This is a genomic window from Cryobacterium sp. CAN_C2 (genome assembly GCF_015751745.1).
Lineage (GTDB): Bacteria > Actinomycetota > Actinomycetes > Actinomycetales > Microbacteriaceae > Cryobacterium.
The window spans coordinates 166317-180086 of the sequence record NZ_JADOUX010000004.1 but is presented as its reverse complement, the minus strand read 5'-3'; the positions used below and the strand labels follow the sequence as shown (position 1 = coordinate 180086).

Sequence of the window (13770 nt, the reverse complement as noted above, 5' to 3'; positions counted from 1 at the left end):
CGCCACAGTCTTCCAGTAAAGCCCGCCACAGTGAAAGAGCCACACACATGACAATCACCCCGGAGCAGTCAGACTGGTTTGCCACGACCTTCACGATGATGGTCGACAACGTCGAACAGGTTGTTCTCGGTAAGCGCCACGTGATCGAACTCGCCTTCACCGCGATGGTCAGCGAGGGCCACCTGCTGCTCGAGGACTACCCGGGCACCGGAAAGACCTCGCTCGCCCGCGCCATGTCCCAGACCGTGCAGGGTGTTTCCACCCGCATTCAGTTCACCCCCGACCTGCTGCCCGGCGACGTGACCGGCATCACCGTCTACGACCAGAAGACCGGAGAGTTCGAGTTTCACAGCGGACCGATCTTCGCCAACGTCGTGCTCGCCGACGAGATCAACCGGGCCAGCCCGAAGACCCAATCGGCTCTGCTCGAAGCGATGGAAGAGGGCAACGTCACCATCGACGGTGTCACCCGCTCCACCGGTGTGCCGTTTCTCGTCATCGCCACCCAGAACCCGATTGAGCAGGCCGGCACCTACCGGCTGCCCGAGGCCCAGCTCGACCGGTTCATGATGAAGGCGTCGCTCGGCTACCCCGACCTCGCAGCGACCATCCGCATTCTCGAGGGCACCGCCGACGTTCGCCACGAACTCGCCCCGGTCATCACCCCGCAGACGCTCCTGAGCATGAGCGACATCGCCCGCGGCGTGTTCGTGAATCCGCTCGTCTATGACTACATCGGTCGTCTGGTCGAGGCGACCCGCGACGCTCGCCAGGTGCGCATGGGCGTCAGCGTGCGTGGCGCTCGCAGCCTCACCAAGGCCGCCAAAACCTGGGCCGTCGCCCACGGCCGCACCTTCGTCACCCCCGACGATGTCAAGGCCCTCGCCAACCAGGTGCTCGCCCACCGCATGGTGCTCGACCCCGAGGCCGAATTCGACGGCGTCACCGCGAGCGCCGTCATCGGCCAGATTCTGCTCGACATCGTACCGCCCAGTCGGATCGACCTGGCGTGAGTTCTCATACCGAATCGCGCCTGACGCGTCGCGAAACCCAGACCAGGTCTGCAACGCACACCCGGTATGCGAGCACGCGCACGAGCCAGTCAACGACGTTGACCCTTGTGGGCGCGGTCGTGCTGTGGATGCGGGTCTCGCGGGCTGTGCGAAACGGTGTGAAGGCATCCGTCGAATGGATCGGCGAAACGGTCAGACCGGCCGGCTGGGTGGTGGTCGCGGCCGCGATCGTGCTGCTGCCGGTCGGCCTCGTCTTCGGCTGGACCGAACTGATAGTGGCCGGCTGCGTGGCGGTCGCCCTCATTCTCATCTCGCTGCCGTTTCTGGCCGGTGGTCGCGCCTACAGCGTCGACTTCGTGCTGCCGGTCGATCGGGTCGTTGCCGGTTCCGAGGTGCTCGGCGCCCTCACCGTCACCAACGTCTCGACGCGGGTTCAGCTGCCGGGTCGCGTAGATGTTCCCATTGGCAAGGGGCTAGCGGATATCTACGTGCCGCTCCTGCGCGCCGGCCACGTGCATGAGGAGCACGTTCGCGTACCGGCCCACCGGCGCGGCGTTATCGATGTGGGCCCGGTCACGACCGTGCGCAGCGACCCGCTCGGGGTGCTCGGCCGCGAAGTGGCCTGGGCCGACGTCAACCGCCTGTTCGTGCACCCGGTGACCGTGTCGATTCCGAGTACGAGCGCCGGTTTCGTGCGCGACCTCGAGGGCAACCCGACGCGCGACATCGTCGACTCCGACATCTCTTTTCACGCCATTCGCGAGTACGCCCCCGGCGATGGGCAGCGGCACATTCACTGGAAGTCCACCGCGAAGACCGGCAGACTCATGGTGCGCCAGTTCGAAGAAAGCCGGCGCTCCCGCCTGGCCATCGTGCTGAGCCTGAACGCGGCGGAATACGCCTCCGACGACGAGTTCGAGATGGCGGTCAGCGCGACCGGGTCGCTCGGTGTGCGCGCCATTCGCGACGGGCGAGACCTGGCCGTCGTGGCGAGCGAGGAGGTTCCCGATATCGTGCGCAGCAGCATCCGTTCGGTGCACAGCCTGAGTGTCGTCTCGACGCGCACCCTGCTCGATGATCTCACCGCGATCGAGGTGAGCCCGCACGCCATGAACGTTGAAGACGTCTGCGTGCTCGCCGCCCAGGTGGTGCCCGATATTTCGATCGCGTTCGTGGTGTGCGGCAGCGCGATGACTGTCCGGCGCCTGCAGGCGCTCACCCTGAAATTTGCCGGTAGTGTGCAGGTCGTCGCCGTTCTGTGCAATCCCAACGAACAGCCGAGCTTTCGCGACCTCGCGGGCACGAGCGTGCTGACCATCGGCGTGCTCGACGACTTACGTTCCCTGCTCAGCCGGCGGGCCTCATGAGCGCGCCCCAAACGCCCTGTGCTGGCCGACCCGTGACAGGTGCCCTGCCGACGATTCGGTCGCGCCGTGCGCCCGGTGGCCGACGCCGCGCCCGCGTGATCAACGCCCTGTTCGTCCTGGCGATGATGCTCGTCGCCACCTGGGCGGCCTGGCCGATCTACCAGGACACCAGCTACCTGGTGATGGCGGCCGGAGCGATCGCGGCCGGGCTGGCCCTGGCCTGGATCGGCGCCCGGCGTGGTTGGTCCTGGTTCACCGTGCTGCTGGCCACCCTCGGCGCCTACCTGCTGCTGGGCGTTCCGCTCGCGGTGCCGACCACCCTCACGATCGTGCCGACGAGCATACAAAGCGTGTTCGGCGGGCTGCTCGATCTGGTGACCGCGACGGTGTTCAGCTGGAAGGAGCTCGTCACCATCCAACTGCCGGTCGGCTCGTACCAGACCCTGCTCGTGCCGGCCTTTTTGCTGTTTCTCGGCGGCACCACGGTCGCCCTGTCGCTGGCCTGGCGCGGCGCCCGGCTCTACGCCCTCGCCGTGCCCCTCATCTTTGCCGTGCAACTGTTCGGTCTGATCTTCGGGTCGAGTGCCCTGAGCATTCCGCTGACCGTGTTCGGGGTCAGCGTACCGGCACCGCGCGAGAGCCTGATCGGTCTCGCCGCCCTGCTGCTCGCCTTCGGCTTTCTGTCCTGGCGAACCCACCTGACTCGCAGTGAGGCGCTTGATCTGGCCGGCCGCACGACCGGGGTGCGGCGCACCCCCGGCGGCCTCGGCGGTCGTCTGCGCCGGGCCGCCGTCGCCGGGGGCGTGCTCGTGATCGCCAGTGGCGTCACGCTCGGCGGGCTCTCGGCCGTCGCGGCGATGCCGGACCGTCAGGTGCTGCGCAGCAGCATCGACCCCGCCGTCGACCTGCGCGAGTACGTCAGCCCGCTCAGCCAGTACCGCAGCTACTTCAGCGCCGAGCGGTACGACGCCGAGCTTTTCACGGTGACCGGCGATGCTGTCGAAGAGGGCGCCGCGGCGCGAGTGCGCCTCGCCGTGCTCAGCTACTACGACGGCGAAGTCTTTCGGGTCGTGAACCCTGCCGCGAGCGAGCGCGACCAGGCCACCGCCTTCGCCCGGGTGCCGCACACCCGCGGGTCGACCGGTGGACGCGTCACGACCGGGTTCGCCATAGCCGGGTACACCGGCGTCTGGATGCCGGGCGCCGGCGCTCTCTCGAGCATCCGCTTCGCCGGTGACCGCGCCGCTGACCTGAGCGATGGCTTTTTCTATAACGCGGGCACGGCATCTGGAATTCAACTCAACACCCTCAAAAACGGTGACCGCTACACGATCGTCTCGCAGCAGCACACGGATGCGACGGACCTGGCCGGCCTCGCCCGCCCGGCCGGCGACGCGATTGACGATTCGCTCACTCCACAGAGCCTCGGCGACTGGGTAGACGCCCAGGCGGTCACGCACGATGGCGCCGGACTTGCCGAACTCGTCACGCGTCTGCGCCAGCGCGGCTACCTCAGCCACGCCCTGACCGTGCCGGCGGTGGACTCCTGGACCGCCGACCTTGGCGACTACCGGTTCTCTCCGAGCCTGTCTGGGCACTCGGTCGCCCGCATCGACGCCCTCTTCACCGCCCTGCTCGACAAGCAGAACAGCACGAGCGCCACCGAGAATTCCCAGCTGGTGGCCGCCATTGGTGACGACGAACAGTTCGCCGTCGCGACCGCGCTGCTCGCCCGCCACCTCGGGTTTGAGTCTCGCGTGGTGGTGGGATTCACCCTCGGTGCGGCATCCGCTGATTCGAGTGCTCCCGGCTCCTGCGTGCAGGGCGTCTGCTCGGGGCGAAACCTCGCGGCCTGGGTCGAAGTGGCCGGCGGCGACGGCAGCTGGGTGACCGTGGACGCGACCCCGCAGTTTCAGAACCCGCTGTCGCCCATTGATGACACGACCCGCGACCCGCAATACAACACCGAGGTCATCGCGGAGGGTGCCACCGAGCAGCGAGCCCCCGAGGCCAATCCGACCAGCAATGAGGACCAGCCCGAACAGGAACCGGTCACCGGCCCCGACCTGGCCTGGCTGTTCGCGACCCTCAAGATTGCCGGCATCAGCCTGGCCGCACTGCTCGCGATCAGCACGCCGTTCCTGGTGATTCTCGGCGCCAAACTCAAGCGCCGCCGTGACCGGGCGCGTGCCGTTGACGTGGCGGCGCGGTTCGCCGGCGGCTGGGACGAATACATCGATACCGCCGTCGACCGCGGTCTGGCCGACCAGGGCAGCATGACCCGGGTCGAAATCGCGTCGCACTACCAATCGGTGGGCGGCACACAACTCGCGACCCTCGCCGACCGAGCCGTCTTCGGCCCGAACCCGCCGCAGGCTGCCGAGAGCGATACCTTCTGGGCACTCGTCACGGCCGAACGTGCCGTGCTCGCTGCGAGTGGCACCCGGCGCGAACGCCTGTGCGCCGCCATCTCACTACGCTCCTTTTCTCGGCTAGCGGATGCCCGCCGGCTCGTAGCTTTTCGACGACGCTCATCTCGTTACGACGTCACCACCGTACGCCTGAACCGGCGCGACACCAGCAGAATGGGGGAGCGGCCGCCCACCAGCGGCCGCGAATCATAAATGGATGAATCATCTGGAGCGATCATCGCGGTCATCGTGGTGATCGTGCTGCTCGGCATCGGCGTGTACGTGTTCTCGTCGATCGCCCTCGGCACGATCTTTGTGAAGCTTGGGGAACAAGCCTGGAAGGGCTGGGTGCCGATCGTCAACACCATCACCCTGTTTGAACTTGGGCGATATTCGGCACTGTGGGCGATCGGCCTCTTCATTCCGGCCGCAAACCTCATTGCCTTCATCATCTTCATCATGGCGGTCAACAACGTCAACCGACGGTTGGGTCGCGGCGGCGGATTCACCCTGCTCTACCTCGTCTCCTTTCCCATCTGGGCCGGCGTGCTCGGGTTTGGAAAGTCCTTCAACACGGGCTGGATGCCGGAAATGTCCGCGACCGGGTACGTTCCGTTCGCTCCGGTGAGGCCGTTGTCGATGTTGTCGATGATGTCGGCGGCACCCGTGCCGGTCGCCGGGCCGCCCGCAGGCCAGAGCGCTATGCCGCCGGCCCCGTCGGCCCCGCCAGCGCCGCTGGTTTGGACGCCCATGCCCCCGGCCCCGCCCGCAGCATTTCTGGCGACGGCACCAACTGCGACTCCGTCACCACCTGCACCGACTGCACCGATTGCATCGACTGCGACTCCGGCACCACCTGCACCGACTGCACAGATTGCATCGACTGCGACTCCGTCACCACCTGCACCGACTGCACCGATTGCACCGACTGCGACTCCGTCACCACCTGCCGTGCGCGGTCTGCCCATCGGACCGCCGCCCTTCTACGTGAGCGTCCCGCCGACGCCCCCGGTGGTTTCCGCCGTGGTTCCCACGGTCACTCCCACAGCGATTGTCTCAGAGGTGTCTGCGGTGATTGCGGCAGGCGTCAGCGAGGCTGCCGAACCCGAATCAGACGCCGAGCCCGAATCAGACGCCGACGACGACCTCGACGAGACCATGATCGTCGTGCGTCGTATGAAGCCGTGGACGCTCGAAACCGAACACGGCCTCAAGGTCTCGCTCACCAAACCGGTCGTGCTGCTCGGGCGCAACCCTGCGCGTGACAGCGCACATCCGGACGCGCAGTTGGTGCCCGTGCACGATCCAGATAAGACGGTGTCGAAGACGCACGCCCGCCTCGACTTTGTCGAGGGCGCCTGGGGCATCAGCGACCTGCACTCCACCAACGGCGTCGTGCTGATCGACGGCGGTGGCATTGAGAACGAGCTCGATGCGGGTGCGAGCGCGCCCCTGACCGATCGGTTCCTGCTGGGGGAGCTCGCGGCGCGCATCTACTTGGAGGCCTGAGCCATGACCTGCCCCGTCGACCAGCGGGCGACCAGCCCAGGGGTGTCGCTGCGGTGCGGCTCGCGCACCGATATCGGCCGCAAGCGGAAGGAGAACGAAGACTCCCTGCTGGCGGCGTCGCCGGTGTTCATCGTCGCCGACGGCATGGGTGGGCTCGAAGCCGGCCACCGGGCCAGCGCCGCCGTGATCGCCGAATTTCAGACCTGCGTCGGCCGTACCGGCGTGCCGGCCGGTGACGTGGTGTCTGCGGTCGAGCGCGCCCACATGATGGTGCGCACAGTGTCGAATTCGACCGGGCGCGGTGCCGGCAGCACCCTGACCGGACTCGTTCTCATCGATCACGAAGATTCCCCGCAATGGCTCATCGTGAACGTGGGTGACTCCCGCGTCTACCGCCTGCACGAAGGCGAATTTCACCAGCTCACCGTCGACCATTCCCTCGCTCAGGAACTCATCGACGACGGCACTTTGCTCAAAGAGGATGTCGCCACCTTCGCCCGCAAAAACGTCATCACCCGGGCCATGGGTGCCGACAACAGCAGCGCGGACTACTGGCTGCGCCCGGTCGTGACCGGCGAACGCCTGCTCGTGTGCTCCGACGGACTCAGCGGAGAACTCTCCGACGAGAGCATCAAGGCCGCCCTGACCCTCGGTGGCACGACCCAGCAGACGGCCGACCTGCTGCTCGCCGGCGCCCTCGAACACGGTGGCCGCGACAATATCTCGGTGATCGTGATCGATGTCATTGCCGGCGGATTCAGCTCCTGGCACGGCGGTGCGATCGACGACGACGACGACGACCAGTCCGACACCATTGACACCCGCACCGAAGATACTCGACCGGTGCAACGAGTGGCCCGCAATGCAGCCGACTGACCCGGCGCAGGTGGTCCCGGAGCGAGGGCACGGCGGGGCCGACGAGTTTGACGATGTACCCGATGACGAGGTAACCCGTATTATTCGCCGGCACGCGCCGCGCCACGCCGCCGCAGCTCCGGCGCTGACCGCCAGCAACAGGCTCGAGCTGCCCGGTGAGATCGGGGAGACCGACGGGCTCGAGCTGCCCGAGCTGCCCCAAGTGCCCGAGCTGCCCCAAGTGCCCGAGCTGCCCCAAGTGCCCGAGCTGTCCCACGTGCCCGAGCTGCCCGACGACGATGACACGCGCAGCGAGCACCGCGACAGTGATGAACGCACCCGCATCGTTGCGCGCACCGCTGATGACAACACCCGAATTGGGGCACGACGGCAGCTGGGAAACCGCCCTGCAGTGCACTCGGAACCAGATTCTGACAACGCACCGGCAGGCTCCGACCCGACCGATGAGGCCACCGTGCGGTCCTCGCAGCGCAGCAAGGCCGACGATACGCTCCTGAGCAGTCGACGGGCGGCCGCTCCAGCGCACCCTCCCGTCGTCGATGCGCTGCAACGCCGGTATGAGCCGCCGCAGGTGCAGAGCGGCGCGAGTGTGCGCTACTCTGCACGGCTGATACCGGCGGTCGTAGAGCCGAAGGCGTCAGCGCCCGTGCCCGTGCCCGACGTGCAGTCCGATCCGGCCCGCATCCGTCTGGCCGACGCTGCCACCGAGATTCGAGAGCGTGCGGCGGCAACAGCCCGTCGTCGCCGCCGATTCACCCTGGTCGCGATCATCTCGAGCACCGTCCTGGTGGTGCTCGCCGCAGCCGTGTTCGTCGTCTTCACCGTTCTCACCTGGTGAGTGCCGTGCGGCCGGCCGCCGCGCGCGCCACGCCACATATGTCACCCTTCCGCCAGCACCAAATATCCAGGAGCTTTATTCTCTTGACAGATGTCACATCTCCCCTCGATCGGGAAGCCGCCAACCCGGCCACCCCGCACGCCCGGCGGCCCGGTAGTCTGGTCATGACGACCGGCGCTCCTGCTAATCGGGAGCAGAGGAATATGGTGCGCTTGGCCAGTCGCGTCGGTGCGGCACTGATCGGCGTCCTGGGCGTCATCGTGATCACCGGTTGGTACGTTGGAATCGACACCCTACCCTCGATTATTTCAAGCCTGTCGCTTCTGAAGCCCATGACCGGGGCGGCATTCATACTGTTGTCCGTTGCAGTGCTGGTGTTTGATCGCCGCCGCGTGACGCTGGTCCTGGGTCTTGCTGTCGCGGTCATCGGGGCCCTCACCCTCACCGAGTACGTTCTCGGGTTGCCCCTCGGTGTCGATGAACTGCTTCCGGGAATCGACTTTGCCGGTCACCCTCCCCGGATGGCGCCGGCCACGGCTGTGTCTGTTACCATGCTCGGGGCATCCGTCGTCACCAGCCGGCTTGCCCGGCCGGCCTGGATGCTCGGTCTTGCCCTGGGTGCCCTCACCATCAGCCTGATCGCGGTCCTGGGCTACGCCTACGGCGTCTCCTCGCTGTACACCGTCGGAGGATTCACGAGCATGGCGCTGCCCACGGCGCTGGGACTGGCCGTGTCGTCGGTGTCGATCCTGCTGCAGCGTCCTTCCTCGGGGCTGATCGCCGTCCTCCGCGACCAGGGCAGTGCCGGGCAGCTTCTGCGCCCGGTCATTCCCACCCTGTTCCTTGGCCCGTTCGTGCTGGGCTGGCTCGATATCTTTGGCAGGCGCCTGGGCTGGTACGACGCGGTGTTCGGTGTCGCCATACTGATCGCGGCCATGACGGTCCTGGGGGTTGGACTGACCTGGATCGCGGCACGCAGGTTGCGCGAGCTCGATCGTCAGCGGGATGCGGGAACCCGGGCTCTGGCCGAGGCCAATCACACGCTCGAGGCGACCGTCGACAGTCGCACCCGACAGCTGGCAGAAACGGCCGACACGCTGCACACGTTGATCAAGATCGCACCGGTGGGCATCGTGCAGCTGGATGCCGCGGGGGGCCTCGTCTCCGCCAATGACCAGTGGCTGGCCCTCAGCGGCTTCACCAAGAACGAGTCGCTGCGCGACGGCTGGGCCGCCGCCATCCACCCCGACGATTCCGAGCGGGTGCTCCGCGAATGGGAGCAGAGCGCGACCGCCGGAACGGCCTATGAGACCACGTTGCGTTTCCGCACTCCAACCGGGCAGGTGAACTGGGTAAAGGTGAGCACCGCTCCGATGCTGGACGCGAAGGGTGTGATCGGGCACCTCGCCAGCGTCACCGACGTGACCGCGTTGCGCGTGGCCGAGGATGCGGCGGCGGCGGCCGCCGCCCGGTTCGAGGCCGCCTTCGCCTCATCCCCGCTGGGAACGGCGATCGTGACGCTCGACGGCCAGGTGGTGGCAGCCAACAGACGGCTCTTGGATCTGGCGGGGCACAACACCTCGATGGTCGACGAGCACATCGAGACGATCTTCATGCCCGCAGAAAACGGCGACGACAAGCAGGCGGAGGGCACGGGGCACGATGGACCGTCCACCCGCCAGCGCATGGACCGCCGGATGCGACACGGCGGCACCCAGGAAACCTGGGTCAAGGTCAGTATCGCCGAGATCATCGAGGGGGAGCAGGCCGGGGGACTGCTCTACCAACTGGAGGACATCACCGCCCGGCGCCTGGCCGAAGCGCGGGTGGAGCACCTGGCCTTCCACGACCCGCTGACGAACCTGCCCAACCGTCTCCTCCTCCTCGACCGGCTGAAGCAGGCGCTCCTTCAGGCGTCGCGCCAGGGACGCGGCGTGGCGGTACTGTTCATCGACCTCGACCGCTTCAAGTTCGTCAACGACAGCCTCGGGCATCACGCCGGGGACACGGTGCTGACCGAGGTCGGCATTCGTTTGCTCCAAAACATTCGGTCTGGCGACACGGTGTCCCGCATCGGGGGCGACGAGTTCGTCGTGATCTGTCCGGATATCGTTGGTAACACGGAAGTGCACCGGATTGCCGATTCGATTCAGGCGGCGATCGCCCGGCCGATTCTGGTCGGCGACCAGATCGCATCGGTCGACGCGAGCATCGGCATCGCCTTCGGGCTCGGCCACGACGATGCGGAGCTGCTCCTGCGCAATGCGGACCAGGCCATGTACTTGGCGAAGGGCCGCGGCCGGGCGCGCTACGAGGTGTTCGACGACGACCTGCGGGGTCGGATCGAGCGCAGGCTCGACACCGAGCTGGCTCTGCGAGACGCGGTGCAACTGGGCGAGATCGAGACCTGGTTCCAGCCGATCGTCGACCTGCAACAGCGCACCGTGGTCGCAACCGAGGCGCTCGCCCGTTGGAGACGCCCGGAACGGGGCCTTGTCTTTCCGGGGGAGTTCATCGCGATCGCCGAGGAGGTCGGCCTGATCAAGGGGATCGGCACCACGGTGCTCGGCCAGGCCTGTCGGGCTGCCGTGGCCCTGGACGGCCGCATGGCGGTCAGCGTGAACGTGTCGCCACGGCAGTTCGTGCAGGACGACTTCGGGGCCGTGGTGAAACGCGCCCTCAGCGCGAGCGGCCTTCCGCCGGACCAGCTGTGGCTGGAACTCACCGAGAGTGCCGTGCTCGATGCGATCGACTCCGCCGCCCGCACCTTCCAGGAACTGCGCTCCCTCGGGGTGCGCCTGGCTATCGACGACTTCGGCACCGGCTACTCCTCCTTCACCCATCTGAGGGCGTTCACCGTTGACCTGCTCAAGATCGATCTCACCTTCATCCGCGACCTCGAGCGTTCGGACCATGACCGGGCGATCGTCGATGGCATCCTGCGCCTCGCCGACTCCCTCAACCTCGACGTCGTCGCAGAGGGCATCGAAACGAGCGGGCAGCGAGACCTACTGACCGAGATGGGCTGTCGCTACGGCCAGGGCTATCTCTTCTCGAAGCCCGGACCGTCAGCATCCCCCAACGTGAACTTCGGCTGAACGGAGCCACACCGGCAGCGCCGCCGATCGCGTGCGGTTAGCCCGGGGCCGACAAGGCGGAACGATTAAATTGCAGCCCGGCCTCGTAGCGCAGCCCGCGGCGTTTGACCCAGCGCACCTCGGCCACCTCGGGCAGGGTGAGATGTCCCGGGATCTCGACAATGACGAGCGATCTCGGCTGCAGGCGGTGGCGAAGGGTGAGCCGACAGCCGCCGAAACCGATGTCCTCGACCATGGCGGTGTGCGTGGTGAAGTCCGCCGTCAGCGGCTGGTCGGTGACCTGCACCGCGCCGCCGCCCGGAAACGCCCCCGGCAGGGCGCCGATGGCACGTTCAACCTCGCGTTCCCGCACCCGCTGGAGAGCGGGTTCGCGTTCCACAGCGGCAATGGGGTGCAGGATCGCTTGGCCGACGCTGGCAATCCGCACCTGGGAACGCCGCCAGGGCGACGGGGGTCGTGACGCACCGCGTACCGCTCGCCAACCGGCTGCAATGAGGTGCGCTTTCTCTTCCTCGTCTCCCCGAACCCAGTTGGGCGATTGGGTGATGGCCCGAACCAGGTCTACCGTCTGCTCCGGTGTCAGCGGATCAAAACGATACCCGATGTCTACGCCGCGCGCCGTAGTGGTGATCCAGCTTCCCGCTCCGCGCACCGGTCCGACATCGGGTATCTCCAGTGCGGTGACCGTCGAGGTCTGCGAGGCAAAATCGCCCGGGTCCAGCCGATCGGACCAGGGAACGGATACGCGTGCGCCGGTCAGGCTGAGATCGACGAGTTCCCCCGGGTGAGCGCCGAACTGCTGGAAGTCGGCGGTCACGGTCGTCTCCATCCGCGTGCGCTCCGCCGAGCGCAAACGCGGACGCTCAACGCAGAGTGCGACCGCGAGCACCAGCCCCACGACGAAATACAGGCACCAGAAGACATTGATGTAGAAGGCGCTGGTGCCGGTGAGCTGCGGGGAGAAAAGAAGAGCGTTGAGCAGGCCGGCAGCCGAGAGAGTGAGCAACACCAGGTGGGGGAGAGCGATCCGCCAGTGGAAAACCTGACGCGGCAGCCCAACCCCCTTCGGGGTGACGTTGAAGGCCTTGACTTTCAGGCCCAGCGTTTCGGCCGCGGCTGAGAATGCGATCGCCGGGGCAAGCGCCAACTCGTAAATGTTGCTCCACGAATGACTCCGTCGCCGGCCCACGACGATCACGAAACACATAATCACGCAGAGGTAAGACGGGAGCCAGAACACGAGCAGGGCCTGCACGCTCGTATCCAGTGCGGTAACCCCGAACAGCAGGAAGAGCAGGGGTGCCAGAATGTAGATCAGCTTGAATACGCCGAAGTACCAGTAGACGACCGCATCGGAATACAACCACCGCTGCATCGGAGTGAGACCGGGCAGCGTCAGCGGGTTCCACTTGCGAGCCGTCTGGATGTTCCCGCGGCACCACCGGTCGCGCTGCTTGAGCATGTCGGCGAGATTCTCCGGGGCGAGACCCGCCGCGATGATCTCCGGCACGAACTCAGTTCGGTAGTGCGCCGCCTGCACGAGCATGCCGGTCGCAAGGTCTTCCGTGATCACGCCGACCGCGAATCCTCCGACGCTCTCCAGCGCCGACCGCCGGAACACTGTATTGCTCCCGACATACATGACGGCATTGAATCGTGACTTGCCGGCCTGGAGGGTGCGCATGAAGAAGTCCTGCTCGTTCGGCAGCGCCTTACCGGAGAAGAGGTTGTACTGGAACGGATCCTCGTTGTAGAAGGCCTGCGGCGACTGTACGAAGCCCAGATTCTCGTCCTGGAAGCGGCCCACGGTGCGTTCCAAGAAGTCCGGACGCGGCACCATATCTGCGTCCAGGGTCACGATGAGCTCGCCGTTGCTCAGGCCGAGTGCGTTGTTCAGGTTGCCGGCCTTGGCGTGTGCGTGGTCCGCCCTGACGAGGTGGGTGACTCCGAATTGCTCGGCCAGCCTGCGCACGTCGTCACGCCCACCGTCGTCGCAGACGTAGATGCGCACGGCATCACTCGGGTAGCGCATGCCCACCGCGCCGGCGATCGTCATGCGCAGCATCGACACGGGCTCGTTGTAGGTGGCGATGAACACGTCGATACTGGCGAGTTCGTCAACCGGTGGCAGAGGAACGCTGCGACCAACGTAAGGCCGCCACAGGGTCGCATAGACGGTCACCGATTGGGCAAAACCGATGACCTCAACGGCCAGCAGGGCCACGCCGGTGACCGTGTTCCACAACGCATCCGTTGGAATGGTGAAGAGCACCCGCCAGATCAGGTAGATGACTCGTACGAGGAGGCTGATCACGATCGCGGTCCTGTGGCCGAAGCCGGGCCGCTTCCTGGAGACGATCCACAGCGTTTCCATCAGGGCCAGGACGACCGCCGGATAGACAAGCATCCACTGCCAATTCTCCAGCGTCATTCGAATTTCCCCCGGTCGCTCCTATGGATGAAACTAGCAGCAATAAACGGCACTTCGCCAAATGAATTAGCCTGAAAATGCGGGGATCTGGCGGCGATAGGTGGTCGAGCACGCACCGAGGCTCGCTTTGCGCCGATGACGCGGCCCGGTAACGCTCGACCAAGCGCACCCCGCCGCGGCGTGGCCCCGGCTTCCACCGTCTGGAAAGGGCCGAGCCCGCCGGTAGA

At 66.5% G+C, this 13770-nt stretch carries 8 protein-coding genes; 7 read left to right on the top strand and 1 reads right to left on the bottom strand.

Translation table 11 applies throughout. The annotated features are described in order from the left end of the window. Positions 1-47: 47 nt before the first annotated feature. The 7 genes from IWX77_RS05370 (at position 48) to IWX77_RS05340 (ending at position 11112) form a co-directional block, all read left to right on the top strand. Positions 48-1013: an AAA family ATPase gene (locus IWX77_RS05370; protein ID WP_196843479.1), complete on the top strand. Its 966-nt coding sequence runs from the start codon at positions 48-50 to the stop codon at positions 1011-1013. Continuing rightward, a complete protein-coding gene (locus IWX77_RS05365; RefSeq protein WP_196843478.1) occupies positions 1010-2380 on the top strand; it encodes a DUF58 domain-containing protein in 1371 nt (456 codons plus the stop codon). The genes IWX77_RS05370 and IWX77_RS05365 overlap by 4 nt, the downstream gene beginning before the upstream one ends. Continuing rightward, on the top strand, positions 2377-5004 hold the full coding sequence (locus IWX77_RS05360; protein ID WP_327012070.1) for a transglutaminase-like domain-containing protein: 2628 nt from the start codon (positions 2377-2379) through the stop codon (positions 5002-5004). Before IWX77_RS05365 ends, IWX77_RS05360 begins: the two co-directional genes overlap by 4 nt. Beyond that, a complete protein-coding gene (locus IWX77_RS05355) occupies positions 5005-6300 on the top strand; it encodes a DUF5684 domain-containing protein (protein ID WP_196843476.1) in 1296 nt (431 codons plus the stop codon). Positions 6301-6303: 3 nt separating this feature from the next. Beyond that, entirely contained in the window at positions 6304-7176 is an 873-nt protein-coding gene (locus tag IWX77_RS05350; protein ID WP_196843475.1) for a PP2C family protein-serine/threonine phosphatase, read from the top strand. Then, the gene (locus IWX77_RS05345) at positions 7163-8014 is read left to right on the top strand and encodes a hypothetical protein (RefSeq protein ID WP_196843474.1); all 852 of its coding nucleotides are present in this window, start codon (positions 7163-7165) and stop codon (positions 8012-8014) included. The genes IWX77_RS05350 and IWX77_RS05345 overlap by 14 nt, the downstream gene beginning before the upstream one ends. Before the next feature lie 83 nt (positions 8015-8097). Further along, positions 8098-11112, top strand: a complete 3015-nt coding sequence (locus IWX77_RS05340; RefSeq protein ID WP_196843473.1) for an EAL domain-containing protein — start codon at positions 8098-8100, stop codon at positions 11110-11112. Between the two features lie 37 nt (positions 11113-11149). Here the strand turns inward: IWX77_RS05340 and IWX77_RS05335 are convergent, their stop codons facing one another. Then, positions 11150-13543 (bottom strand): glycosyltransferase family 2 protein, encoded by a 2394-nt coding sequence (locus IWX77_RS05335; protein WP_196843472.1) that lies wholly within the window; start codon positions 13541-13543, stop codon positions 11150-11152. Between the last annotated feature and the right edge of the window lie 227 nt (positions 13544-13770).

What these genes read in the sequence shown, in the direction of transcription:
- IWX77_RS05370 (WP_196843479.1), top strand. Translation starts at nt 48, where the DNA reads ATGACAATCACCCCGGAGCAGTCAGACTGGTTTGCCACGACCTTCACG.
- IWX77_RS05360 (WP_327012070.1), top strand. Translation starts at nt 2,377, where the DNA reads ATGAGCGCGCCCCAAACGCCCTGTGCTGGCCGACCCGTGACAGGTGCC.
- IWX77_RS05355 (WP_196843476.1), top strand. Translation starts at nt 5,005, where the DNA reads ATGGATGAATCATCTGGAGCGATCATCGCGGTCATCGTGGTGATCGTG.
- IWX77_RS05350 (WP_196843475.1), top strand. Translation starts at nt 6,304, where the DNA reads ATGACCTGCCCCGTCGACCAGCGGGCGACCAGCCCAGGGGTGTCGCTG.
- IWX77_RS05345 (WP_196843474.1), top strand. Translation starts at nt 7,163, where the DNA reads ATGCAGCCGACTGACCCGGCGCAGGTGGTCCCGGAGCGAGGGCACGGC.
- IWX77_RS05335 (WP_196843472.1), bottom strand. Translation starts at nt 13,543, where the DNA reads ATGACGCTGGAGAATTGGCAGTGGATGCTTGTCTATCCGGCGGTCGTC.